Origin of the sequence: Paenibacillus sp. FSL H7-0735 (assembly GCF_038008505.1) — a bacterium.
Lineage (GTDB): Bacteria > Bacillota > Bacilli > Paenibacillales > Paenibacillaceae > Paenibacillus_AQ > Paenibacillus_AQ odorifer.
In genome coordinates, this window is the sequence record NZ_JBBOZH010000001.1 from 3,409,581 (window position 1) to 3,434,387 (window position 24,807).

Below are 24,807 nucleotides of genomic sequence, written 5' to 3' on the forward strand. Positions count from 1 at the left end.
CCCAATGATGAATTGGTTAAAAAAACGATTTGGATGTATTTCTTATTGGGAACATCGGTTATCGTCTTATTAATTAATTGGATAATGAAGCGGAGGAAAGGATGATCTATGACAACTAATACATCACAAAAGATAGAACAAGCCTTCAAAAAAACGATAAGCTCACGTCACATTCACGAAGGCGTCCTATACATTGAGAATACAGATGGCGACTACTCCTATAATATTGGATATGGGGAGAAGAATATAGACTCACCTTTGCTAATGGCCAGCATCACCAAGCTGTTTACCACCACCTGTATTTTGGCCCTACAAGAGCGAGGTAAACTGTCGTTGGATGACAAGGTTACACAGTATTTTGATAACGCTGTGTTAAGTGGTCTTCATGTCTTTGGTGGTAATGATTATTCGTTTGACCTGACAATATCCGATTTATTGTTTCAGGTTAGTGGCTTGCCAGATGTATTTGAAGAAGGAAAAGAGAATGACAAGCGTCGTGCGATTAAGGAGGATTATTATATTACCTTCGAGGAACAGATTGCATTAATTAAAAAATTGAAGCCTCATTTTATGCCTCGTACCAAACGAAAAGCATATTATGCGGATATAAATTTTGATTTACTAGGTGAAATCATTGAGAAGGTAGAGCAGTCAACATTAGCAGAAGTCTATAAGCGGTTCATATTTGATCCCCTGTCACTCGTAAGTACATATCTCCCTGAAGGTGACAACGATTTTGTACCGAATATCTTTTATCAAAATAAATCAATTAACCGTTCCAAATTTATTAGGAGTTGTCGTGCGAGTGGAGGATGTATCACCACAGCTCGTGAATTAATGATATTTATCAAAGCTTTCTTTGGTGGGATGCTATTTAAAAATGAGTTGTTTAAGATGCTATCGGCTTCTAATAAACTTCAATTATCGATGGGACCTATTTACTATAGCAGCGGCTATATGAGAATTCCTTTGGATGGCTTGTCCACGCTTTACATGGGGAAAGGTGAGTTACTAGGGCACTCCGGTTCAACAGGTTCGTTTGCCTTTTTTTATCCTATTAAAAATTTATTCATTGTGGGGGATCTAAACCAGATGAGTAATCCTGCACTCCCCATTAGGCTATCAATGAAACTTGCTATGATGATGAAATAAAAAATAGTGAACGCCAAGAGTTAGGATATTCACTGCTGAATTATTATACTCAGTCATCCAACCTTCATAAATCTTTAATAAAGGAGACGTACCAGTGAACAACATCAAAGTGCTTCATTATGATGCGTTTTCTCCTTATCCGAACAAAGGAAATCCAGCTGGTGTAGTATTAGATGCGGCTCATTTGAGCGAAAGTGACATGCAATCGATAGCTCATAAGGTCGGTTTTAATGAAACAGTTTTTGTAGTCTCATCGGTTGTAGCTGATTTAAGGCTTAAGTATTTTACGCCAGGCCATGAGATCAATCTTTGTGGGCATGCAACTATGGCTTCTTTATTTGCTTTAAAAACAAAGGGTATCCTTGGAGAGGCAAGCTCGGTAAAGATCGAAACAAACGTGGGTGTGCTCCCGATTCAATTCAGTATGGACAACAATGATCATTTACTTATAAAAATGAAGCAAGATCATCCCGAGTTTATTGAATTTGACGGTGATAGAGCTAAGCTTGCCCATGCTTTAGGCTTAACAGTTGACGAATTTGATGAGGATATGCCGATTGTTTATGGCTGTACTGGCGCATGGACTCTATTAGTTCCAATTAAGAGTATAGATAGCTTTAATAAAATGAAACCGATAAACGAGTTGTTTCCGGAGATTTTAACGCAGCTTCCAAAAGCATCGATACACCCATTTTCACTCCACACGCTTGATCCGCACGCTTTAATGCACGCCAGACATTTCTCATCGCCTTTTTCGGGAACCGTTGAAGATCCAGTAACAGGTACAGCATCGGGAGTTATGGGGGCTTATTATTTAAAATATATTAATCCGCACATGGACTCAATCCAATTTGATGTAGAACAAGGACAAGAAATCGGTAGAGACGGGAAAGTAAATGTAGAAGTGTACCGACTAGATTCTGATAGAATGGATGTGTTTATTTCTGGAACTGCGGTGTTTGTGGGGGAGGTAGATTTAGGGAAATGATAAAATATTCTCAGCTTGGAGTGTACGGAGTCTTAGTGATACCCAGTTAGAAGAGTTACATCAACTCCTTTTGTGAAGAAAATAATGCTGGGTCATTATTAGAACTTTAATGATCTATGGAATGGAGGTAACCTCATGATTGAAATTGATTGTCTGGGAGAAATCTGCCCAGTACCAGTAATGATGTTAAAAAAACATCAAAAAGCCATTCAAAATGGCGAAAAAGTGATGCTGGTTACTGATCATAGCTGCGCGAAAGTTTCTATCACGGATTACTGTCGTGGTTCAAATCTAAAATGTTCCATTCAAGAAGTCATTAATGGGGTATGGGAGATTACGATTGAGCTATAAGTTCAACATAATGTATCAATCAATGTCTTTTCTATATAACGAATTAATTGTTTCGTATCATTGTCACAACGCTGATTGTGTTTTTTTACCATGTAGACATCGTTATTTACCTGGAACTGATCAATATGAATGATCTTGAGTTGTTTACTATACAACTCTTTTTTTATGGACATATAAGGGAGAAAGGCGACACCATGTCCTCTAATGGCAGCAAGCTTTACCGCCTCAATGGAGTCCAGATTAAACAGTATATTTAATTTAAGCTCCCCTGCAGATATGTTGTTCAAAGCCCTTTGCACACAATGAAGCTGTGAGGACCAGATTAAAGGATATTTAGGGAGCTCATTCAGTGTGATTTTATCAGGACATACAGTCGTACTGCTTGCCACTAACATAACTTGATCAGAAAACACCATATTGGAGCATAATTCAGATTTCGGGGAAGGCCCGGAAATAAAGCCAACATCACCTTCTTCAAGAAGTAAACGTTCCTCTACTAGTGACGATGCCCCTTCGTTTAGAGTGATATGGCAATTGGGAAAATGTTTTTTTACCTCATATAAGGTACAGGGCAGGGCATAATTACAGACTTCTGGAATCGCATAAATAGACAGCTCATGTTGTGTTGGCTGTAAATGATTGATTTCTGTGACCATATCATCATATAATTTACAGATTTGCTCCGCATACTTCTCCGCTATAATCCCTGCTTCTGTAAGGCTGGCCCCTTTATTACTTCTCACAAAAAGCTCAGAACCCAGGGTATTCTCCCAGGATTTCAACTGCTGACTAAGTGCGGATTGGGTGATATGAGATTTCTGAGCGGCTTTAGATATACTTTTTAACGAAGCAATATCTAAAAATAATTTAAGCGTTTCCATATTCATACTTATTCCTCCTGTTGCCCGCTGTTAGTGCACACTATAGCATACTTGATTACGCTCCATCTGTGCCATTAGTAACACTTATACAGCATAAAGAAAGCAGATAACCACAGCTCAAATAAGTATGTTACTATTTTCACATAGTCAATTACATAAAACGATGGAGGTGTTAGACTATGGGGCAAACCGTAAGTCCCGAAACGAAATCAACCCGAACCAGAGCTCCTAGAAAACCTAAAAAGAGTCAGTTGCCCATCGCGTTGCTGGTTACAGTTCTCATTATTGGGTTTGGTTTTTTCCTAGACCATTCCCACGATAAAATGGTTGTCTACCTGCTTTTCGGTATTTCGTTTGGCGTTATTTTGCAAAGATCACGATTCTGCTTTACTGCATCACTTAGAGATCCATGTATTACAGGCAGCACATCGGTAACAAGAGCTGTACTGATAGCATTTTCTCTCGCTACGATCGGATTTACAGCCATTAAGTATCCAGCGTTCCTGGAAGGTAAACCGATTCCTGGGATGGACAATGTGGGTCAAATCAGTTTTGCTTTGATAATTGGCGCTGTATTATTTGGAATTGGCATGGTTATTGCAGGTGGTTGCGCTTCGGGTACATTGATGCGTGTAGGTGAAGGGTTCACAATGCAGATGCTGTCGCTTGTATTTTTTATCATTGGTTCACTTTGGGGATCACATGATATGGGTTGGTGGAGAGCTAACGTTATAAAGGATGCACCAACAGTATTTTTACCAGACGTCTTTGGTTGGCTTGGAGCACTAGTTGTTCAGTTCCTGATCATTCTTCTGTTGTACATCGCTGCAGTTAAATGGCAAGAGAAAAAGATGGGAAGCGCAGATTAGTATAAGTTATTACGTGAATATTTTCACTATTGGTATTTCAAAAAAATATAAAGGTGGTTTTTAAGATGGCTGAATTTACACTTGATTGCATGGGAGAAGCTTGTCCGGTACCGTTAATGAGAACAGAAAAGAAGATGACTGAACTAAATGTTGGAGACGTTTTAGTTGTTGCTATTGATCATAGTTGCGCAATGAAAAACGTACCAGAATGGGCGAGAAAACAGGGACATAATGTGGAAATCGAAGAGGTCGATGATGGCGAGTGGGAAGTTGTTATTGAGAAGGTAAAATAGGATCGCTGAGTAGGAAAGGACGGTGAATGAAACGGTGAACGAATTCTGGTTGAAGATATCGTCTAACCGCTTTTACAAGCAATTGCTCAAAGAACCGTTTACTTATGTAACTGGAGCTGTACTTCTGGCTGTGTTCGCTACAGCACATCTGGCTGTTTTCTCAAAAGGATGGGGAGTAACCAGCGCCTTCGCGGACTGGGGAGCTTGGGCGTATCGACTGGTAGGAGGAAATGTAGATAACTGGGCTTACTTTAGTACGGAGAAAGCTCAAAAAACATTATCTTCCGGATTTTTAAATGATGGTGGGTCCATTCGAAATGTAGGGATTATCTTAGGTGCATTAGCAGCGACATTGTTTGCTTCCGAGTTCAAGCTTAAGAAAATTAAGTCCAAAAAGCAGGTAGTGGCGGCTGTACTTGGTGGGTTGCTCATGGGGTACGGAGCTAGACTGGCTAATGGATGTAATATAGGTGCATTATTTACGGCTATAGCTTCTTTATCGCTTTCAGGCTGGATTTTTGGATTGTTCCTGCTGGTTGGTGCATTTATAGGCAGTAAATTATTAGCCAAATTCTTTATGTAAAAGTGAAATAGGCTGAGCTTATAGTGCTGACGAGAGTCAGCCTATTTTATTGAAATCAAAATCTACACAGGAGGGACAATTGAAATGGAAAAGAAGACAGAACAGTATGATGTCGTCATTATCGGTGGCGGAGCTGCTGGATTAACAGCAGGGATCTATTGTGGACGAGCAAAATTGAAGACACTCCTTTTGGAAAAATCGCTGGTAGGCGGTCTTGCGACTTATACTAATGAAATAGAAAATTATCCTGGTTTTCCTGAAGGAACGACCGGAACAGACCTTATGGGATTATTTCATAAACAAGCCAAAAAATTTGGTGTTGATTTCAAAATGACAGATGTCAAATCTGTCTCGGTAGCAGAAGACATTAAAGTAGTGGAGACCTTTCGGGTACGATATGAGTGTAAAGTCATTATCATAGCCAGTGGAGGAAAACCAAGAATTACAGGTGCAGCTAATGAAGATATGTTCTTATATGATAAAGGGATTTCCTTCTGTGCAACCTGTGACGCTGCGGCAAATACGGGGAAAACAGTTATGGTCGTTGGCAGTGGTGATGCAGCTATTGAGGAAGGGATGTTTCTGACTAAGTTTGCTGATAAAGTGATCGTATCTGTCATGCATGATCATGGGAAAATGGATTGCAATGAAATTGCCAAAACGCAGGCACTAGAAAACCCTAAAATGGAATTCATGTGGAATACGGTGGTGAATTCTTTCGAAGGTGAGGAACGTTTAAATTCCGTCGTCCTGAAAAATTTAAAATCTAATGAACTGCAAAACGTAAAGGTCGATTCATGTTTCTTATTTATTGGATACACCCCGAACACAGAAGTTTTATCAGGGGTAGTGGATTTGAATCGTAATGGATATATACTTATTAATGAGAAAATGGAAACGAATATCCCTGGGGTCTTTGCAGCAGGAGATGTGTGCGATAAGTTTCTAAAACAAGTTGCTACCGCTGTTGGCGATGGTGCCATTGCAGGGTATGGTGCAGAGAAGTATATATCTGAATGTGAGGTGTATGAGCATCAAATTCTGAATCAAGGCAAAGCATCTGTTGTTTATTTATGGAATGCCACAGATCCTTCCTGTCGGGAGTTATTGCCTCTAATTGAAGGATTTGAGCAATCCCATTCGGATGTCAGGGTCACAAAGGTAGATGTATATAAGTCACCCGGACTTGCCGCCAAGCTAGGAATAGATTCAGTTCCTTCTATTGTTTATCTGGATAATGGGAAGGTCCAAAAAGTAATTACTGAAAAGATAAATGAAGAAATACTGAGTACCCTTGCTAATTAAGGAGAAAGTCAAAGACACATGCAGATGTTATCTCTGTATGTGTCTTTTTTTATTCAAGCTTAAGGAATATGAGACGAGCTAATGCAAGAGAGTGTCAAAGTATCAATAATAGTTGTTTTGTCATATATTTTTGAAAGCGCTTAAACCTTATGATTATTTTATAAATGTTGCAACTATAGCGGAGGGAGAAAGGACATCAATTATCTGTACATATCTTCAAAATCATCACAAGGAGGATTCACCTATGGCGAACGCAAGCGTCGCACCAGACAAGAGATCCGGACCGAATCTCAACAAGCAACGAACTAGCGGGATCAGACGCTTTTTTAAGCAAATAGATCTACAGCTTATGGTATTACCAGCACTTGTTCTAGTTTTTATTTTTGCCTATATCCCCATGTACGGGATTCTAATTGCATTCCAGGATTACAAGTTAGGGAATAGTTTTATTAGCAGTGACTGGGTTGGCTTTAAGCACTTTATTTACTTTTTTAATGCACCTGAATTTGAAGTGGTTATGAAAAATACAATCATCATCAGCTTACTGAAATTTTGTTTTGGATTTCCTGCACCGATTATTTTGGCGTTAATGCTGAACGAAGTTCGTAAGATGTTCTTTAAACGGGTTATTCAGACCGTTACATATTTGCCTCACTTCTTATCTTGGGTAGTTATCGGCTCAATGGTTACCTCGATGTTATCTGTAGATAACGGCAGTATAAATATGCTGCTTGAGAAATTGAAATTTATTGATGAACCGATCAACTTCCTTTCCATGACAGAATATTTCTGGGGCATTCTAGTTACAACCAATGTATGGAAAGAAATTGGATTTGCTTCAATCGTCTATTTAGCTGCCATTGCTGGTATTGACCCGCATTTATATGAAGCGGCTTCGATGGATGGTGCAAGTCGGTTTAAACAGATATATTTGATTACGTTGCCTTCAATTATGCCAGTTGTAATCATCTTTATGATTTTGGCAATCGGAAATCTGGTGAATGCAGGATTCGAAGATATTTTGATCCTAGCTTCTAATCCAGCACTACGAGAAGTGTCAGATTCAGTTGATGTATATGTTGTACGTGTCGGTATAGACAATTTCAGGTACTCCTATGCGACTGCTATCGGATTGTTCAAGGCCGTGATCAGCGTGACATTACTTACTTTTGCCAACTTCATTGCCAGAAGAGCAGGGAACAGCTTGTGGTAATGAATTACTCAATATAGGGGGACCAAACTATGAAACGTATTAATATAGGAGATCGAATATTTATAGGATTCATATATGTATTCTTGACTTTACTGGCATTTTCCGCCTTTTATCCATTTTGGAATTCACTTGTTATTTCCTTTAATGAGGGGATGGATACTTCGAAAGGTGGAGTTACTTTCTGGGTCCGTGAGTTCACGCTTGAGAATTATAAGATCGTTTTTGAAGATTCTCGTCTAATGGGTGGATTCGTCATTGCTACATTGCGGACGGTAATCGGTACAGTAACAGCGATACTGGCCACTTCGATATTCGCTTATGGAATGTCGAAGCGTGAACTGATGGGTCGCAAATACTACATGATTATGTGTATCATTACTATGTATTTCGGTGGGGGACTGATTCCGTCATACATGCTTATCAGAAGTTTAGGTCTCTTCAACTCATTTTGGGTGTTTATTATTCCTGCACTGGTCAGCGTATGGAATATGATCATATTCCGGACCTTCTTTCAAGGTCTTCCACAAGGTTTAGAGGAGTCAGCAAAGATTGACGGTTGCGGGTATTGGGGGACTTTTGTCCGCATCGTACTTCCTTTGTCGGGGCCAGTTATAGCAACATTATCTTTATTCACAGCAGTAAATCACTGGAATGAGTGGTTCGTAGCGAGTATTTACATTACGAAAGAGGAGTTAATGCCGATTCAGACCATCTTAAGACAGATACTGTTCTCTAATATTGCTTCAGAACAGCTGTCTAATGTAGATGCAAGCTCCATTGCTCATATTAACTCGGCTAAGAAAATAACCTCGAAGTCATTAACGATGGCTACGATTATGGTTGCAACCATTCCGATTGTATGTGTGTATCCATTCCTACAAAGATTCTTCGTTAAAGGGGTCTTGGTCGGATCATTGAAAGAGTAGGATGATAGAATGAGATTGGGTTTAGAGCGTATTGCTTTGAACATAGATTACAAATTGAAAGGGGAAAATACATTGAAGACTAAGAGAAAGATGCTTCTCGGTATGATGTCTACCTTGCTATTAACGACTTTGGTGGCGGGTTGTGGTGGCAACAATTCAAGCGCTCCAGCGGCAACTGCTGAACCAGAGAAAGAAGGAGGAACAGCGGTCAACACAGCAACTGAAGCTCCTGCGGCTGATTTGTATGAATTAGGGAAAGAACCGCTTGAAGTCTCATTCTACGGAAATTACGGCTGGTATCAAATGCCGAAATGGGGCAAAGATGCTGCTTCTAAATGGATTTTAGATAATCTGAAGATTAATGTCACAGGAATTAGCTCTGGTGGTAATAACGCTCAAAAGCTGCAAACGATGATCGTTGGTAACGAGCTGCCGGATATTGTGTGGACCGAGAAAGGTGCTGACGTAGAACGTCTTCGCCAAGCGGATATGCTAGTTCCTTTAGATGAATATATTGATAAATATCCAAACTTTAAGAAATACCTAACATCTGGACATTTGGAATTACTTCGTTCCCCTGATGGGAAGATTTATCAGCTGCCGAATTATTATACAACTCAACCAAACGGAAATGCCGGTTATGCTATTAATAAGAAGATTTACAAAGAGCTTGGTTCTCCTAAGCTAGAAACGACAGATGATTTGTATGCATATTTAAATGCTGTTAAGGCGAAGTTCCCTGACGTTATTCCGTTCGAGACAGGCTTAGCGAGAGATGGTAACGGAATTGACCAGTTATTTTCCTCTTTTAAAGAGAATAATCTGTCGTATACTAGAATATACGCCGTACCTGATGGCGACAAAATGGGTTCGATATACAAGGATGAAGGATTCCGTGAGTCTGTTGTATTTGCTGCTAAATTAATGCGTGAGAAGCTAATGACGCAGGATGCGAATACACAAACAGAAGATCAAATTAGAGAGAAAGCAATGAATGGCAAGTTTGCTGTTATTGCGACTTTTGATCCAATGAAATTGCTCGCCACTGCTGATGAAGAGATGAAGAAGACGGATCCGGAAGCTGGTTATATGTTTATTAAACCGATTTACAAAGCTGGTTTGGATCAAAGTAAGATTACTCCAGGAACGTACAATCAGTTAGGTTGGAACGTTGCTACAATCACTAAAAACGCTAAAAATCCAGAGGCTGTATTCGCTATGCTTGACTGGATGACAGGACCAGAAGGTTCTATGGTTCTTAACTGGGGTCCTCCAGGACCAGATGGTTATTGGGATGGATTTGAAGCAGATGGACTTACTCCTAAATTTAATAAAGATAAGTATCTGAATGAGCCAGAAGCTCTGTCCGAAATTAGCGGAAAAGCCGGTGACTTGGTATGGGTAGGTAATACAGTTTTCTTGGATAATACAAAGAAAATGATGTTGCAAACCCTTCCAGCTGACAAGATTGACTTTAGTAACCGTTGGCAGATGGAAGTTACTTGGGCTTCACAAGGTGACTTTACGGAGTTCCTGAATTGGGATCCGGCTCCAGACAGTGAAGAAGGTATTATTAGACAAAGTGTCAGAGATATCTGGTTAACAGCAAGAGCAAAATCAATGTATGCGAAGACTGATGCAGAAGCATTAGCAATTCTTGATAAAGCACATGAAGATTCTATCAAGGTTGGCTATGAGAAATTCCTCGATTATGTAACAAAAGTATGGACAGAAAATAAGAAAGCTTTAGGTAAATAATAATTTGTAATACGAAGGTTTGCTATTTAGCGAGCCTTCGTTTTTACGTCCCATTTCTAGTGCTCATTGCTTTATAAGCTGTTAGGTAAGAGAATGAATGGTATACTGAAAAAGATTGGTTAGTAGAATTCAGCAGGTTGGTTTAAAAACATTTCAAAGGAGGATTGTGTTGATGTACAACGTATTATTAGTAGACGATGAGATGCTTGATCTTGAAGGCATGAGACAATTCATTCCTTGGAATGAACTGGGTATGCAGGTCGTGGAGGCAGCGAATAACGCGTTTACCGCATGCGATATTTTAGAACAGCATGTTATTGATATTATTGTTAGTGATGTGAATATGCCGAATATGTCGGGTCTAGAGCTGGCTCGGATTGCCATAGAGAAAAAAAACGATATACGTGTGATTTTTGTAAGCGGTTACCAGGATTTCAGTTATGTGAAACAGGCGCTTTCGCTAAAAGCGTATAGCTATGTCCTTAAACCAATGGATGACAAGGAACTTATTGCTGCACTTCAGAAAGTTAAGCAGGATTTAGATGATGAAAGTAAACGGCGTGACGTTGAAGAAGCTTATCAGCATATGATTCCTATGGCCAAAAATGATTTGTTGATCCGCTTGTTTGAAGGGGAATGGGAGGGGGATACTCAAGCTGGAATGTTGAAGCTTATGAAATCCTACGGTCTGGATAAGCTGGAATGGCCTATACGTGTGGCGGTCTTGGAGCTGGACTATTTCAACTGGTTTCAAGAACAGGATAATCTAACTAAACATCTAATGTCCAAGGACTTTCTATATGAAGTGAATACAATTGCTCAGAAGCACGGGATGCCTCATTGCTATAAGGTATCGTCTTATCGAATCGCGTTGTTGATTAACGAACAGGAGATGGAGAGGTTTATTGAAGAAATTTATGACTCGATTCGTACAAAATTTCCTGTCACTATGACCGTAGGTGTAGGGAAGCCTACATTTGCTATGGAACAGGTCCACACCTCCTATCGGCAAGCTATGGAAGCCGTTGACGGAAAGATGTTTCTTGGCAAAGGCAAACTTATTATGTATGAAACGGTTAGCAGCGAACCTGGAATGATTGATGCCCGTACGTTGGATACCCGTATGGATACGCTTTTTAAAGCGATGAAAGAATATGAGTTAGTCCTTATTTATGATGAGATCGATAAGCTGTTCAGATCCGTGAGTAGTCTAAGATCTAAATTTACGATTCATAATCTAGCCATGTATATTATATGGAAGCTGGATCAGCAGTTGAAGGAGGTTAGCGAGGATTTATTTGAAATCTTAGGTATGGAGTTACATAGTTTAGATATTTTGCTTCAATTCGATACGATCAGTGATATACGCTCTTGGCTTGTACTCAAAACGTTTGAAATATCCGAGTACCTACGAAGCAAAACAGAGTCAGTGAACAATAAACTGATTAGAGAAATTATGCAAATGATGAAGGATAAGATGAGCGAGAATTTTACGTTAAAGGATATTGCACAGCAGTTCTCTTTCTCACCCAACTATTTGGGATATCTATTTAAAGAGGAAACTGGGAAAACGTTCAGCGAAGTACTCATTCAGCTGCGAATGGAACAAGCAGGCAAGCTTTTGAAAGATCCGAAGTGTAAAATCTATGAAATCGCGAGCCAGGTAGGTTACCGTTATCTTCCTTACTTCAGCAGACAATTCAAAGAAGCCTATGGTATGACACCTATGGAGTATCGTAAGCGGGAGAAGTGATGGGGGATGATGTTGCATGAAACAACCAAGAAGAAAACATAAGTATGTGCCGATAGGGTATAAATTAATGCTGACCTATATTTTTTTCATTATTATCCCTGTATCCGTGATCGGTTTTGTCTCTCACTCTATGTACAATGATTCATTACGCGAGCATACAAGTTCGAATATTAAAGGTACGTTGTTGCAGATTCGCGATAATATTGATTATAAAATGGGGGAAGTTATTCGGATATCAACGCAATTATATAGTGATTATGATTTCTATCGGAATCTGCGAAGTTATGAAGAAGGCTGGGAAAACTATGATAGGATGTCTATGAAGGTACTTCCAAAGCTGGACGTAGCTATTCAATCAACGGGTATGAGGATTGGGATGTCGCTATTTTTAAAGAATGAATCCATTCCTGAGATCTATTCGAATTCACTTGAGGGCTATCTGGATAATAGTAGCTTCTATCATCTTTACCATATGAAACGGATTGAAGGGAAATCCTGGTATTATGATTTTCCAACCGAGAAATACGCGGAGACTATGAAATGGTGGCAGATCGAGCGCGATGTAGAAAATAATCGGATCTCGTTGCTCCGTAGATTAATAGATACATACGACCCTCTCGTGCCTAAGGAGATTGGCTTCTTGCGGATTAATGTAGGCATTCCAGATCTGTTCAATAGTGTGAATTATACGAAGATAGGAAAAGGAAGTATTCTAATTTTAAAAAACGAGTTCGGAAGAACGATGTACCAATCGGGAGAACTACCAGAGCACTATACCAATGAAGCCGAACTTAATAAGGATTACCTGACGATTAGTGAAACAGTTACGGTTTCTAACCAAGCTTGGCAATTAAACGCGCTAGTTCCAATTACAATACTTGAACAGGATGCAGTGAAGGTACGACTGTTTATTATTTTAATGTGTCTCATCTGTTGTGTTGTCTTTAGTTTTGTCGGCATATTTATATCCCGATATTTTTCAATTCGGATTAATAAGTTCGTGTACGTGCTGAATGCCTATCGGGAAGGTGATCTTCACAAGCGTATTTCCTATCGAGGCAAGGATGAATTCTCTCAGATTGCAACCGCGTTAAATGATATGGGCGAGAATATCGATATGTTGATTAAAGAAGTATATTTGACGCAGCTCCAGAAGAAGGAAGCAGAGCTTGAAATTCTACAATCACAAATCAATCCTCATTTCCTATATAATACGTTGTCATCTATTATTCAATTAGCCAAGTTTGGTCAAAATGAAAAGCTGCAGCAGATGGTGCTGGAATTAGCGAAGTTTTATCGCCTGACGCTTAATGAAGGACGTACCATGATTCCGGTCCCCACTGAAATTGAACAAGCAAACGCTTATTTAGAAATTCAGAAAATTAAATACGGTGATCGTCTGGAAGTTATGTTTGATTTTGATACAGAAATCTGGCCTTATGAGACCATAAAACTGATTCTACAACCATTTATCGAGAACGTGCTGAAGCACGCCTGGTGTGGTGACCACATTCATTTACGCATTGTTGGGCGTAAAGAGGGCAATGATATTCTGTTCCGCATCATTGATGATGGAATCGGCATGAGACAGGAACGTATTGATCAAATTTTTGATCCAAAGGGCCATACGAATACAGGTTATGGGGTCCGTAATGTGGATCAGCGGATTAAACTGCAATATGGATCTGAGTATGGCGTAACCATTTTTAGTCGTGTCGGAATTGGCACTTCTGTTCAGATACTTATTCCGGCTAATAAGGGCAAGCGTGGCATTCGTTCGAATGTTGTACATGATGAAAAGGGGTCTTAAAGCTAGTTTTTCTAGCCTAAGACCCCTTTAGCTTTAATTAGAACCCTTTATATTGAGGCTCTTCGGACTCTAATTCGGTTACCCGGTTCTCTACTTGAGTTACGATTTGTTGTGTTTGCTCAGCTGCGTTTGTGAACAAGGTTTTTGCACTCTCGTTTTGTGTTTCTAGTGCAAATTGTTCAAGACTGGCTTGAGCACCTTTTAAAGAAGATAAACATGTTTTTACTTGTGAGGCTACTGTCATTGAGTTTCTCTCCTCTGTGTTGGATTATTAGCAAGACGATTGCTATTGTCCTCAAATGCATCTATCGTTATGCAGGAAAAAAATTCATGTTTGTAGTAATAGAGGATTTTCCATAAATAAGTAGTGAAATTCCGGAGTGAATGCGGCTTTATTGACAAATAATGAGTGTTAGTAAACAAGCTTTGATTCAAAAAGGAGGGTATTTGTAATGCCGGAGTGGTTGGAGGTTATAGTTCGAACGCTCTTTGCTGTGGTTGTACTTTTCTTTTTAACAAAATTACTGGGAAAGAGACAAGTATCGCAGCTCTCGTTCTTCGAGTATATTACGGGGATAACTGTCGGCAGCTTAGCCGCTTACATTTCTTTGGATACGGATAAGTTATGGCATTTAGGGCTCATTGCACTGATTGTATGGGTAGCTTGTTCTTTAGGGATCGAATACCTTCAGATGAAGAGTAAAAAAGCAAGAGACTTTATTGATTTCAAGTCTACCGTACTAATTAAGGACGGAAAAATTCTCGAAGATCACATGAAAAAAGAACGTTTAACCACAGATGAATTGCTGGAGGAGTTACGCAAAAAAGACGTTTTCAATATATCGGAAGTGGAATTTGCGATTATGGAATCTGATGGAGCCATAAATGTTTTACTTAAGAGTGAAAATCAGCCGCTAACCCCTAAGCAATTGGGTATAAAGGTTGCTCCAGAGAAAGAGTCACAAGTTGTCATTATGGATGGTAAAGTGCTCGACAAACCATTAGATACTCTAAATCTAACGCGAAGCTGGCTTGATGGTGCCCTTGAAAAAATGGGTCTGACTGTTGAAAATGTGTTTCTTGGACAAGTTGATTCTTATGGTGAGCTGACAGTCGATTTGTATGCCGATAACTTTAAAGTCCCACAGCCGCAGGATAAGCCACAATTATATGCTTTGCTGAAAAAGTGTGAAGCTGATTTAGAGATGTTCAGTTTATCAACAGATAACGAAAAAGCTAAAAAAATGTATGAACAATGTTCGGAGCAATTGCAAGCTTCACTGAAGGTTTTGAAACCGTTAATTCAAAATTAAGGGTATAGATAAGGCACTCTCGAGTGAGATCGAGGGTGTTTTTTTATATTAATTTAAATAAATGTAATAATATGGGCACAAAGTAGCTGTACAACTTCAAAATATTAATTATAGTTGAGATTAGGCTGGAGTTATAGATGACACAGGATTGGAGGAATGTCCTCGCTTTTTATTTAAATCACAAAAACAAGGAGGAAGATGTTCACGTGAAACTAAAAGGACAATTTTCATTCGGAATTATGGTTACGCTTACAACTTCGCTGGTTCTAGGTAATTTGGTATGGAGTAACCCTACCGCACAGGCAGCAAATATTTTTAGCAATGATTTTGAGAATGGAAATGCCGACAATTGGACGAGTACAACAGGAACTTGGTCTGTAGTTGAAGAGAGTGGCAATCATATGTATTATCAATCCAGTCAAAACGAAGGACGTTCGTTCTCCGGTAGCAACACGTGGACAGATTATAGTGTTCAAGCCGATGTGAAGATTGATAATTTCAATGGAACTAATCGAACTTATGTGTGCGGGCGCTATGTTGACGGAAATAACTATTATGCTGCATCTCTGTCTAACAGTAATGGTGGGACGCTTGAAATACGAAAAAAGGTGAATGGTTCAAGTTCAACACTGGCTAGTAAAACTGATTTTCCTATAACCACTGGAACTGCCTATACAGTTAGGCTGGAGCTTAGTGGAGATTCGCTTAAAATGTATGTTAATGATGTTTTGCAGTTAAATGCACACGATAACAATTTGACGGCAGGTGGTATTGGACTTGTAGCTTATAAGACAGCAGCGAAGTTCGACAATATCAATGTCTCCGATATCACAACGGGCACTCCGACATCTACGCCTACCGTAGCACCAACAATTGCACCAACGGTAGCTCCTACGGCTACTCCAACAGCAAGCGCAACCCCCACTGCGACAGTAGCTCCAACCGCCACTCCAACTGCAACACCAATTGCAGGCTCGATTTATGTAGCCCCTAATGGTCTGGACAGCAACGCAGGAACAATTGGTAGTCCAACCACACTGGCCTCAGCGATTACGAAGGTAGCCCCCGGGGAAACCATCTATATGCGTGGAGGGGTTTACACGTATTCTTCAACAATAATTGTTGGACAAGATAATAGCGGAAGCTCTAACTTACGAAAGAACATCGCTGCATATGGGACTGAGAAGCCTATACTGGATTTTTACGCCCAGCCATTTGACCCAGCTCAACGTGGTTTGCAGATATACGGTAACTACTGGAAGGTAAAAGGATTAGAGATAAGAGGCTCAGGAGATAATGGGCTCTTTATTGGCGGGAACTATAACATTATTGAGAATGTTGAAACCCATCATAATCGGGATTCGGGACTGCAAATCAGCCGTTATGCTTCATCTCTGACCAGCATGAGTCAATGGCCGAGCTATAATCAGATCATTGGAGTGTATTCTCATGATAATTATGATCCGGATAACGGGGAAGACGCTGATGGTTTTGCTGCTAAGCTGACCATAGGTCCTGGTAACGTATTCGATAAATGTATAGCTGCATGGAATACAGATGACGGCTGGGATCTTTACAGTAAATCAGAAACAGGCCCCATCGGAGTGGTGACGATCAAGAATAGTATCTCCTATAAGAACGGACAGACCTCAGATGGAAATTCAACGGCAAACAGCGATGGGAATGGATTCAAACTAGGTGGTGAAAAGATTGCAGTAAACCACATTGTACTGAATAGCATCGCATTTCAAAATAAAAAACACGGATTCACTTACAACAGTAATCCAGGTTCCATCCAGTTAACAAATAATACTTCTTGGAGTAACGGACAGAGTAACTTTGCTTTTGATACCGGTACTCACCAATTTACGAACAACTTGTCTTTTGCAGGAGGATCGAGTGACAAAACAAGTGGAACCGATATTCTAAGTACTAATGTGTGGTGGAAGAGTAATGCAAGTACCAATGCCAAGGGTTTGGTAGCCAGTGCCGCTGATTTTGTAAGTCTTACGCCTTCAGTGGTGCGAAATGCTGATGGATCTTTTAGTCTGGGCAGTTTCCTCAAATTAACAGGGGGTAGCGACCTAATCGGATCTGGAACACCTAGCGGAACTAATATTGGTGCTACATTTCCTTGATTTGAAATCTAGGGGTTTGATGGGCATGAGTTCGGTACTATACCGGACTCATGCCTTTTTGCTCTGATATAAGAATAAACCTTCCATTTCATTGGCAAACTAAGCCAGATTAACAAGTCACAATCTTGGAGGTATGCCGCAGATGTCTGGAATTATTGAAACAATTAAAGAACAACTAGAGGGATCTAGTGATGCAGTTTTTCAATCCATTCGCCTTCACGGGCATTCCTGCCACTTGATCTATATCCCATTCATTGTGAATTCCCTGAGTCTTCATAAGGATATTGCATTGCCGCTAAGAAATGAAGCAAATTCAGAGCACAAATGGTCTGATTTTTTAGAACGACTGGATCGAGGAGCTGTTTTTCCCATCCCGTATCTTAAGGAGTTTGACATAAACAAGGCTGTGGATTTGATTGTCGCTGGAAAAGTAGTGCTCTGTTTTGAAGAGCTTCCTTATGTTTATTATTTTGAGATCACGCAATATCAGAAAAGATCGGTAACGGAATCACAAAATGAACTTGTGGTGATTGGACCACAAGAAGCATTTATTGAAGATATTGAAACAAATCTGTCCCTGCTCCGACACAAAATTAAACATCCGGATCTAAAGACTATTCAGTATACAATTGGTAAATATACCAAAACTGATGTGTATGTTGTATATATTGAAGGACTTTATAAAAAAGAAGTTCTTGCGGAAATTGAAAAGCAACTAAATGAAATAGATATTGATGGGATATTGGGCATTAGTTATATATCGGAGCAATTGCGGAAGGGGAACTTGACACCATTTCCTGTATTTCAATATACAGAACGCCCCGACTCGGTGGCAGCTTCTTTAATGGAAGGCCGGATCGGAATATTACAGGATGGCACACCCACTGCAATGATTGCACCTACATCTTTTTTTACAATGCTACAATCCTCTGAGGATTATTATCAAAGCTTCTATGCCGCAAGCTGGATTCGAATGGTTCGATTTGTGTTCTCCATCATATCGATGATTCTTCCATCGCTTTATGTTGCGATTACAACCTTTCATCCTCAGATCATTCCCTCAAACCTGTTAATTACGATAGCATCTGCCAGAGAGAACATTCCTTTCTCAGCATTGACTGAGGCTTTGATTATGGAGCTTACATTCGAAGCCCTTAGAGAAGCTGGAACCCGAATACCAAAGCCTGTGGGCCAGACCGTTTCTATTATTGGGGGTATAGTCATCGGTCAGGCTGCGGTACAAGCGGGAATTGTATCCGCTCCTATGGTTATTGTTGTTTCCATTACCGGAATTGCCACCTACATTATTCCCCATTATGAGCTCGGTCTGACTTTTCGCTTACTTCGTTTCCCTTTATTGATTATGGGGGGAACAATGGGATTGCTCGGGGTATATATTACAGCGTTTTTGATTTACGGACATTTAGCTAATCTTAGACCGTTAGGCTCACCGTATTTACAACCCGTTGCCCCTTTGGTGTTAGAAGATTGGAAGGACACTTTATCTCGCTTTCCCTCTAACTATATGAAGAAACGCAGCAAACTTTATAGCAACAGGAATCTAAGGAGACAGAATCAAAAATGAGAACTCTAAAGATAGGAGTGGTTATACTTCTACTCCTAAATTTAACAGGCTGTTGGTCGTCCAAGGTGGAACTGGACGAATTAACCTTTGTGTACGGCTTATTTATAGATGTAGGCAAAGAAGCAGGCACCGTTGAAATTACGATTAACTCTCCTTTGCCTAATCGTCTTAACTCGGGAAGCCAGCCCTCAAGTGGTGGCGGTGATGGGAATAGTTATTCTACAGTTTCTAAGACCGCAGATACGATCGCAGACGCCATGTTACTAGTTCAAAAAGATCTGACACGTCAGCTTAGTCTTTCCCAATTGAAAATAATTGTCTTAGGGAAAGCTTATGCAGAACAAGGGATCGCTGAACTCCTATTATGGATTAGAAGAGAGCCAAGTCTCCCCCTTGGAACCTATGTCATGGCTAGTCCCGGCAGTGCCAAAGAGATGAATACATTAACACCTATCTATGAACAATTGCCTTCTGATGTACTGAGGAGCTTTGGAACAGAAAAATATATGTTTTCGACTACAATTAAGGACTGCATATTCGCTGAGGCATCGGGCGTTGGATTTGCTATAAATAATCTTTCATTTGGTAAAAAAGAAGAAACTACAAAAGAAGGCAAACCACAATATTGGGCAGGCATTCAAGGCGCTATGTTGTTTCAGAATGAGAAAATGAAGGGAATACTAAAGCTTAAAGAGGGGAGGGCATTGGCATGGGCCGCAGGCAAGCTTAAGCTGTCGGTTTATTCTGTTACCTGGGATGGTGGAGAAAGTGCAGCAAGTGTTGTGTTTGTTAGCACCAAATCTTCAAAAAAAGTAAAAATAACGGATAAGGGTCCAGTTTTTACAGTGAAATTAAAGGGAAAAGCTAGTGTGATTTATTTAAGGGATCCTAAGAAAAGAAATCTAGAAGAGATCAGTAATATCATTACAGAGAAACTAAGCGATAAAGTTACTGCTAATCTGACCGAAGCTATACGTTTATCCCAACAAGCAGGTGCGGATGTACTACAGCTCGGCATGTTGCTGGAATGGAATGATCCGAAACTTTGGAAGCAATTAAGAGAACGTTGGGAAAATTACTACGCTCATGAGGCGGATATTAAGGTGAAGGCGGACTTTCGGATTGTAGATTTTGGAACAGCAAAATAAAGAACTGAGGAAGGAGAAGTTATGCGTACAACAAAGTGGCAGCTGTTCCGGTTTATCACTATTTTTTTTAGCTCACAAACCACCATTTTTTTGATACCAGCTATTATTGCTACTTCCTCTTATCAAGGCTGGATTGCATTAATCGTTGGCTCCTTATTAGGATTGATATTATTGTGGTTTACAATCTATGTTGGTAAGCTGCGACCTAATCAAGCTTGGGTTCACTTTGGAAAAGAGATCATTGGCAAATGGCCACATAAATTTATGATTCTGCTCCTACTATGCTGGTGTGTTTATTATGTTTCTTTCGATATAGAGAATTTCGTACTATTTTTCGGCTCGAATTATTTAAGAGGAACTCCACCTCTATTTATCCAGTGTGTCGTTGGTCTGGTGATCATGTACACGGCAAGTCTAGGATTTGCAACAATTACATATATGGCCGATGGATTATTTATTATTTTCTTTATTACCGTGATTATTTTATTTAATTTATTCCTTCCAAACGCGGACTTTAATATGGTACCTGCCTTCTTTCATTATCATGATCCTGGAATCGCCCTGAAAGATTCTATTGTGGTCATGTCATGGTTTGGAGAATGGATTGTCCTTTTGTTCATTGCACCTGATTTAAAAATTGAAGCGAAAATGATGAAAAGATTAGTATTTGCGCAGTTCTATGTTTCAATTACGGTCTTAATAGGATGGTTATTGACAATGATGAGTTTTGGTCCACATTTAGGCCAGCAACTCCAATATCCTTTTCTTGAGATGGTGCGTAGTTCAAAAGAAGATAATTTATTAGGTAATACTGACCCGCTTTTGATTGGAATCTGGTCGTCTTCGATGTTTATTCACAGTGCTTTCCTTATCTATGTAGCTTCAAAATGTGCAGCAAGTTTGTTTAATACTAATAGTAAAAAAATTTACGTTCCCCTTTTAACACTGGCTTCAGTGACAATAGCGTACTTATATTCACGCGACGTCGGCAGATATTACGAACACTACAAAAGCTTTGCCATTGTGATCATTTGGCTAATCGTTGAAAGCATACCCATATATTACGGGATTGTAGCCTTTTTTCGATATCGGCATAAGACTGCGAAATGAAAGTCGAATGGAAGACGGGTGCTGTCTAATTATGGGCAGTGCTTTTTTTTGTGAATTATAAATCGGGTACGCTTTCTGTTATGATTAAAGCACTTATTACATAATTATCCTCAGATTGGATGGTGTATTCACATGAATCTTCAAGAAGTAACTGAACTTATCAAATCTATTAGGGCCAATCTTGCCAAAGTCATTGTAGGAAAAGAGGAGGGAGTAGACCTGCTGCTGACCGCATTACTTGCGAATGGACATGTTCTGCTGGAAGATGTACCAGGAACGGGTAAAACCTTGCTCGCAAAGGTTCTTGCCAAATCATTAGATTGTTCATTTAAGCGCATTCAATTTACACCGGATTTATTGCCTTCTGATTTAAGCGGGATCAACTATTACAATCAGAAGACGGGAGAGTTTCAGTTCAGACCAGGTCCGGTATTTGCTAATATACTGCTGGCTGACGAAATTAATCGTGCAACACCTAGAACTCAATCCAGCCTATTAGAGTGTATGGAGGAACGGCAAATAACTATCGATGGCGTAACGCACGGATTAGAAGCACCATTTCTTGTCATTGCTACTCAGAATCCGATAGACAACCAAGGGACCTTCCCACTGCCTGAGGCTCAGTTAGATCGATTTTTGATGCGGATTACTACGGGTTATCCTACCTTCGATGAAGGGATACATATTTTACAGCGTTTTCGTGAGAATAATCCGCTCGAAGAGTCTTTTCCTGTAGCAACGGTACAAGATATTCAAGCCGCACAGCGCTTAGCCGCATCGGTAAGTATCAGTGATGATTTATTAGGTTATATCGTACGGATAACGGAAGCTACCCGCAAATCTACGGCAGTAAAACTGGGGGCGAGTCCACGTGCTAGTGGCGCGTTGCTTAGATCAGCTCAGGGATATGCACTTATTCAAGGCAGGTCCTATGTAACACCGGATGATATCAAAGCCGTAGCTGTTTCCGTGCTTGCACATCGTCTGCTGCTTCATCGGGGATTAGGCTCAAGAGAGGGACAAGCCGCGGATATTGTATTGCAAGTGCTACGTGAAGTTGAGGTGCCTGCTGAACCCGTGACGTCCTTAAGAGGCGGAAAGGTGGAATGACCTATGGCTTTGCCTTGGTTCATTTTCATTACTGTGGCGTTGGTGTTACTTCTTGCTGACATTTATAAACGGAATGGCCTGAAAGCGCTTAGTTATTCTCGCTATTTTTCACGCAAGACTGCTTATGAAGGAGAACGTATTGAGATGATCGAGGAGATCGTTAATGCGAAACTTCTTCCTTTGCCGTGGCTCCGATTGGAGTCTAGTATTGCGAGAGGTCTGGAATTTGGAAGTCAGGATAATCTTGGGATTAGTACAGGAGAAATCTCTCAGAATCATATTAGTTTATTCTATTTAAAATCTTATCGTCATATTAAAAGACGGCATCAGGTGACATGTGAGCGTCGTGGTTTATATCGTTTGGAATCCGTGACTATGACAACGGGAGATCCATTTGGTTTGACTCGAAAAAACAAAACGTATCCACTCGAGTTAGAGTTATTGATCTATCCCGTTCTGCTGAATCTAGACGAGCTTCCATTGCCCATTCATAGCTGGCTGGGTGAGCTTCCTGTGAAAAGATGGATCGTTGAAGACCCTTTTCTGACTGCTGGCATTCGTGAGTATAGCTCAGGAGATTCTATGGGATTGGTAAACTGGAAGGCTACAGCACGTACTGGTGTTATGCAGGTTCATAAAAAAGATTATACTGCTGACTCCCGGCTCGTCATCTGTCTGAATATAGAGGACAGTGATTCCATGTGGAGAACGGTGACTGATGTGGAACGAATCGAGCAAGGAATAAGATATGCAGCGACTATAGCTGAATACGCAATGCAGCATGGAATTGAGACCGGATTAATCTGTAATGGCAGATTGGACGATGCTGGCGAAAGAGATCCAATTGAAGCAGAGCCGATGGCTCAGCTCGAAGATATGTTAGAGCTGCTGGCAAGGCTGAAGCTGGATAGAACACTTCCTATGAGTCGACTATTGGAATTGCAGGTTGAGAGTGGAATTAGTGACACAGACTTTCTAATCATAAGCTGCCATAGAGGAGCAGAATTGCAAAAGGCGACGGATCTCCTAATGCAGCAAGGCAATGGTGTGGAATGGCTGGATATTCCGGAACAAGGGAGAGAGAGCGCATGAAGCTTACGTTGTCTGGCTATGTAAGGGAAACAGTCAAACTCTGGTTGTGGTCTGTTATTGAATTGTTGCTATTTCTACCGGTTTGGGTTCTATTTCAGATTTATTTGTTGCCCCAACAAGATGAACAAATATGGTTGATTGCGCTGCCTATACTAGCTTTAGCGGGCATTCTTTTGCGCAATTTTTGCAATGTAAGATGGAAGCAATTGCTTGCCGCCTTAATCCTCGGGGTATTATTAGGTGCGGTTTCAGGGAGTTTATCCATCGAAAGCCTTCCCTTAGGTGTGGCTGGATTTATATGTACATTTTTAGGGATGACGGTAGACTCTAGAAATAATAGATTCAGAATGTTTTGGATAGGTATAATAATCTATTTTGTAGCTACTATAGCGTTTCATAGAGTTCCTGAATTGGAGCCAAGTGTGCCGTTATTGACCTGGTGTGGCAGTCTGTATTTAATACTGACTTTACTTATTTCTAATAGCAGCTATATACGATACAGCGCACTTACTGAAGAGAATGAAACGCTGCCCAAAGGGATACAACGGAATAATCGTATATATGTCATTGTGATTGGAGTTATTGCAGCTGTACTAGCAGCAGGTGTCGGCAAAGCTATAGGAACACTGGTATGGAGACTCTTACGCTCATTTTTCAATTTTATTAATCAGTTATTTTCTGGCACAAAAGAACCAGAGCCTCCGCCAGCAGAATTGCCGCCAGCAACTCCGATGTTACCGCCTGTTGGCGAGCAAAAGCGGGGCTGGCTAGCTATTATACTAGAGTACGGATTCTATATTTTGGCAGCGGTATTATTGGGGTTTGTAGCCTATTATGCACTTCGCTGGTTGTACAGAAATGCTGGAGAAAAGTGGCGGAGAGCCATAGATGCATTGTTATCGATGTTACGTAGGGAACATGCCCCTAAGAATAATACAGCATATCTTGACGAAGAGAAAAGCGTCTTTACTTGGGAACAAACCGTTCGAGGGTTGAAGGATTTCTGGAGCTCACGTCTTCCTTCAAAACATCGAAAGGATCGCTGGGAACAGATGAATGGCGAGCAGGAACGTGTACGTTGGCTTTATCGGCGGTGGCTAAATATAAAGCGCGATAACGGTTATGAAATGAAAAGTTATCTTACGCCGCAGGAAACAAAAAGGGATGTTTTGCTATGGGGAGATCGTAACAAGCATAAACGTAAGGGAGATGAAGATTCTATAGCTGCGTCAGAACAATTGATTGAAATATATGAAAAAGTTAGATACGGAGAAGACCAGCCTGCGGCTTCTGATATTGCAGCCTTGAAAAATCAACTGAAATTATAGAATCGTTTTCAGAATATATGCAAATTGGAACAAATAGGTTACAAAAGGCCTGTAAGTGTTACAACATGGATACAATTGGATCTGCTCTAACCACTATAATA

General features: G+C 40.3%; 22 protein-coding genes. 20 read left to right on the forward strand and 2 right to left on the reverse strand.

The genetic code is table 11. The annotated features are described in order from the left end of the window. Positions 1–108 precede the first annotated feature (108 nt). The 3 genes from NSS82_RS15535 to NSS82_RS15545 all read left to right on the forward strand — a co-directional run bounded on the left by NSS82_RS15535 (position 109) and on the right by NSS82_RS15545 (position 2,491). Positions 109–1,152, forward strand: a complete 1,044-nt coding sequence (locus tag NSS82_RS15535) for a serine hydrolase domain-containing protein (RefSeq protein WP_076272485.1) — start codon at positions 109–111, stop codon at positions 1,150–1,152. A 94-nt stretch (positions 1,153–1,246) separates the two neighbouring features. Beyond that, positions 1,247–2,140 carry a PhzF family phenazine biosynthesis isomerase gene (locus NSS82_RS15540; RefSeq protein ID WP_076272486.1) on the forward strand — a complete coding sequence of 298 codons (894 nt, stop codon included), beginning with the start codon at positions 1,247–1,249 and terminating at the stop codon, positions 2,138–2,140. A gap of 135 nt (positions 2,141–2,275) precedes the next feature. Beyond that, positions 2,276–2,491: a sulfurtransferase TusA family protein gene (locus NSS82_RS15545; protein ID WP_036678264.1), complete on the forward strand. Its 216-nt coding sequence runs from the start codon at positions 2,276–2,278 to the stop codon at positions 2,489–2,491. Positions 2,492–2,493: 2 nt separating this feature from the next. On the opposite strand, the gene NSS82_RS15550 is transcribed toward NSS82_RS15545, so the two are convergent. Next, positions 2,494–3,378: a LysR family transcriptional regulator gene (locus NSS82_RS15550; RefSeq protein ID WP_036678261.1), complete on the reverse strand. Its 885-nt coding sequence runs from the start codon at positions 3,376–3,378 to the stop codon at positions 2,494–2,496. A 173-nt stretch (positions 3,379–3,551) separates the two neighbouring features. Here NSS82_RS15550 and NSS82_RS15555 point away from each other — a divergent pair, with 173 nt between their 5' ends. The 9 genes from NSS82_RS15555 to NSS82_RS15595 all read left to right on the forward strand — a co-directional run bounded on the left by NSS82_RS15555 (position 3,552) and on the right by NSS82_RS15595 (position 13,882). After that, entirely contained in the window at positions 3,552–4,241 is a 690-nt protein-coding gene (locus NSS82_RS15555) for a YeeE/YedE thiosulfate transporter family protein (RefSeq protein ID WP_036678259.1), read from the forward strand. A gap of 65 nt (positions 4,242–4,306) precedes the next feature. Then, positions 4,307–4,534 carry a sulfurtransferase TusA family protein gene (locus tag NSS82_RS15560; protein ID WP_036678256.1) on the forward strand — a complete coding sequence of 76 codons (228 nt, stop codon included), beginning with the start codon at positions 4,307–4,309 and terminating at the stop codon, positions 4,532–4,534. Positions 4,535–4,556: 22 nt separating this feature from the next. Then, positions 4,557–5,117, forward strand: coding sequence for a YeeE/YedE thiosulfate transporter family protein (locus NSS82_RS15565; RefSeq protein ID WP_232061338.1), 561 nt, complete (start codon positions 4,557–4,559; stop codon positions 5,115–5,117). A gap of 84 nt (positions 5,118–5,201) precedes the next feature. Next, on the forward strand, positions 5,202–6,422 hold the full coding sequence (locus NSS82_RS15570) for an FAD-dependent oxidoreductase (protein ID WP_076105589.1): 1,221 nt from the start codon (positions 5,202–5,204) through the stop codon (positions 6,420–6,422). Between the two features lie 244 nt (positions 6,423–6,666). Continuing rightward, entirely contained in the window at positions 6,667–7,635 is a 969-nt protein-coding gene (locus NSS82_RS15575) for an ABC transporter permease (RefSeq protein ID WP_036678250.1), read from the forward strand. 29 nt (positions 7,636–7,664) lie between these two features. Continuing rightward, the gene (locus NSS82_RS15580; protein ID WP_036678249.1) at positions 7,665–8,561 is read left to right on the forward strand and encodes a carbohydrate ABC transporter permease; all 897 of its coding nucleotides are present in this window, start codon (positions 7,665–7,667) and stop codon (positions 8,559–8,561) included. 72 nt (positions 8,562–8,633) lie between these two features. Beyond that, positions 8,634–10,319, forward strand: a complete 1,686-nt coding sequence (locus NSS82_RS15585) for an extracellular solute-binding protein (RefSeq protein ID WP_178944203.1) — start codon at positions 8,634–8,636, stop codon at positions 10,317–10,319. Between the two features lie 172 nt (positions 10,320–10,491). After that, positions 10,492–12,072, forward strand: a complete 1,581-nt coding sequence (locus tag NSS82_RS15590) for a response regulator (RefSeq protein ID WP_036678246.1) — start codon at positions 10,492–10,494, stop codon at positions 12,070–12,072. Positions 12,073–12,088: 16 nt separating this feature from the next. Continuing rightward, entirely contained in the window at positions 12,089–13,882 is a 1,794-nt protein-coding gene (locus tag NSS82_RS15595) for a sensor histidine kinase (protein WP_076105590.1), read from the forward strand. A 37-nt stretch (positions 13,883–13,919) separates the two neighbouring features. On the opposite strand, the gene NSS82_RS15600 is transcribed toward NSS82_RS15595, so the two are convergent. Continuing rightward, entirely contained in the window at positions 13,920–14,126 is a 207-nt protein-coding gene (locus tag NSS82_RS15600; protein WP_036678243.1) for a DUF1657 domain-containing protein, read from the reverse strand. Between the two features lie 208 nt (positions 14,127–14,334). On the opposite strand from NSS82_RS15600, the gene NSS82_RS15605 reads away from it, so the two are divergent. The 8 genes from NSS82_RS15605 to NSS82_RS15640 all read left to right on the forward strand — a co-directional run bounded on the left by NSS82_RS15605 (position 14,335) and on the right by NSS82_RS15640 (position 24,706). After that, positions 14,335–15,195: a DUF421 domain-containing protein gene (locus tag NSS82_RS15605; protein ID WP_036678238.1), complete on the forward strand. Its 861-nt coding sequence runs from the start codon at positions 14,335–14,337 to the stop codon at positions 15,193–15,195. An 872-nt stretch (positions 15,196–16,067) separates the two neighbouring features. Continuing rightward, positions 16,068–17,333 carry a right-handed parallel beta-helix repeat-containing protein gene (locus tag NSS82_RS15610; protein WP_370510602.1) on the forward strand — a complete coding sequence of 422 codons (1,266 nt, stop codon included), beginning with the start codon at positions 16,068–16,070 and terminating at the stop codon, positions 17,331–17,333. Between the two features lie 133 nt (positions 17,334–17,466). Beyond that, positions 17,467–18,918 carry a spore germination protein gene (locus tag NSS82_RS15615; RefSeq protein ID WP_076272487.1) on the forward strand — a complete coding sequence of 484 codons (1,452 nt, stop codon included), beginning with the start codon at positions 17,467–17,469 and terminating at the stop codon, positions 18,916–18,918. Continuing rightward, positions 18,915–20,066: a Ger(x)C family spore germination protein gene (locus NSS82_RS15620; RefSeq protein WP_076272488.1), complete on the forward strand. Its 1,152-nt coding sequence runs from the start codon at positions 18,915–18,917 to the stop codon at positions 20,064–20,066. The genes NSS82_RS15615 and NSS82_RS15620 overlap by 4 nt, the downstream gene beginning before the upstream one ends. Positions 20,067–20,087: 21 nt before the next feature. Next, positions 20,088–21,176 (forward strand): GerAB/ArcD/ProY family transporter, encoded by a 1,089-nt coding sequence (locus tag NSS82_RS15625; protein ID WP_094901362.1) that lies wholly within the window; start codon positions 20,088–20,090, stop codon positions 21,174–21,176. 132 nt (positions 21,177–21,308) lie between these two features. Further along, positions 21,309–22,286, forward strand: coding sequence for an AAA family ATPase (locus NSS82_RS15630; protein ID WP_076105594.1), 978 nt, complete (start codon positions 21,309–21,311; stop codon positions 22,284–22,286). Positions 22,287–22,289: 3 nt separating this feature from the next. Further along, positions 22,290–23,378 (forward strand): DUF58 domain-containing protein, encoded by a 1,089-nt coding sequence (locus tag NSS82_RS15635; RefSeq protein ID WP_036678226.1) that lies wholly within the window; start codon positions 22,290–22,292, stop codon positions 23,376–23,378. Continuing rightward, positions 23,375–24,706 (forward strand): FUSC family protein, encoded by a 1,332-nt coding sequence (locus NSS82_RS15640; protein WP_036678223.1) that lies wholly within the window; start codon positions 23,375–23,377, stop codon positions 24,704–24,706. The genes NSS82_RS15635 and NSS82_RS15640 overlap by 4 nt, the downstream gene beginning before the upstream one ends. Positions 24,707–24,807 lie beyond the last annotated feature (101 nt).

Bases quoted from the DNA above. Each gene is read 5' to 3' on its own strand.
- NSS82_RS15535 (WP_076272485.1), top strand. From the start codon at position 109: ATGACAACTAATACATCACAAAAGATAGAACAAGCCTTCAAAAAAACG.
- NSS82_RS15545 (WP_036678264.1), top strand. From the start codon at position 2,276: ATGATTGAAATTGATTGTCTGGGAGAAATCTGCCCAGTACCAGTAATG.
- NSS82_RS15550 (WP_036678261.1), bottom strand. From the start codon at position 3,378: ATGAATATGGAAACGCTTAAATTATTTTTAGATATTGCTTCGTTAAAA.
- NSS82_RS15555 (WP_036678259.1), top strand. From the start codon at position 3,552: ATGGGGCAAACCGTAAGTCCCGAAACGAAATCAACCCGAACCAGAGCT.
- NSS82_RS15560 (WP_036678256.1), top strand. From the start codon at position 4,307: ATGGCTGAATTTACACTTGATTGCATGGGAGAAGCTTGTCCGGTACCG.
- NSS82_RS15570 (WP_076105589.1), top strand. From the start codon at position 5,202: ATGGAAAAGAAGACAGAACAGTATGATGTCGTCATTATCGGTGGCGGA.
- NSS82_RS15575 (WP_036678250.1), top strand. From the start codon at position 6,667: ATGGCGAACGCAAGCGTCGCACCAGACAAGAGATCCGGACCGAATCTC.
- NSS82_RS15580 (WP_036678249.1), top strand. From the start codon at position 7,665: ATGAAACGTATTAATATAGGAGATCGAATATTTATAGGATTCATATAT.
- NSS82_RS15590 (WP_036678246.1), top strand. From the start codon at position 10,492: ATGTACAACGTATTATTAGTAGACGATGAGATGCTTGATCTTGAAGGC.
- NSS82_RS15595 (WP_076105590.1), top strand. From the start codon at position 12,089: ATGAAACAACCAAGAAGAAAACATAAGTATGTGCCGATAGGGTATAAA.
- NSS82_RS15600 (WP_036678243.1), bottom strand. From the start codon at position 14,126: ATGACAGTAGCCTCACAAGTAAAAACATGTTTATCTTCTTTAAAAGGT.
- NSS82_RS15605 (WP_036678238.1), top strand. From the start codon at position 14,335: ATGCCGGAGTGGTTGGAGGTTATAGTTCGAACGCTCTTTGCTGTGGTT.
- NSS82_RS15615 (WP_076272487.1), top strand. From the start codon at position 17,467: ATGCCGCAGATGTCTGGAATTATTGAAACAATTAAAGAACAACTAGAG.
- NSS82_RS15620 (WP_076272488.1), top strand. From the start codon at position 18,915: ATGAGAACTCTAAAGATAGGAGTGGTTATACTTCTACTCCTAAATTTA.
- NSS82_RS15625 (WP_094901362.1), top strand. From the start codon at position 20,088: ATGCGTACAACAAAGTGGCAGCTGTTCCGGTTTATCACTATTTTTTTT.
- NSS82_RS15630 (WP_076105594.1), top strand. From the start codon at position 21,309: ATGAATCTTCAAGAAGTAACTGAACTTATCAAATCTATTAGGGCCAAT.
- NSS82_RS15635 (WP_036678226.1), top strand. From the start codon at position 22,290: ATGGCTTTGCCTTGGTTCATTTTCATTACTGTGGCGTTGGTGTTACTT.
- NSS82_RS15640 (WP_036678223.1), top strand. From the start codon at position 23,375: ATGAAGCTTACGTTGTCTGGCTATGTAAGGGAAACAGTCAAACTCTGG.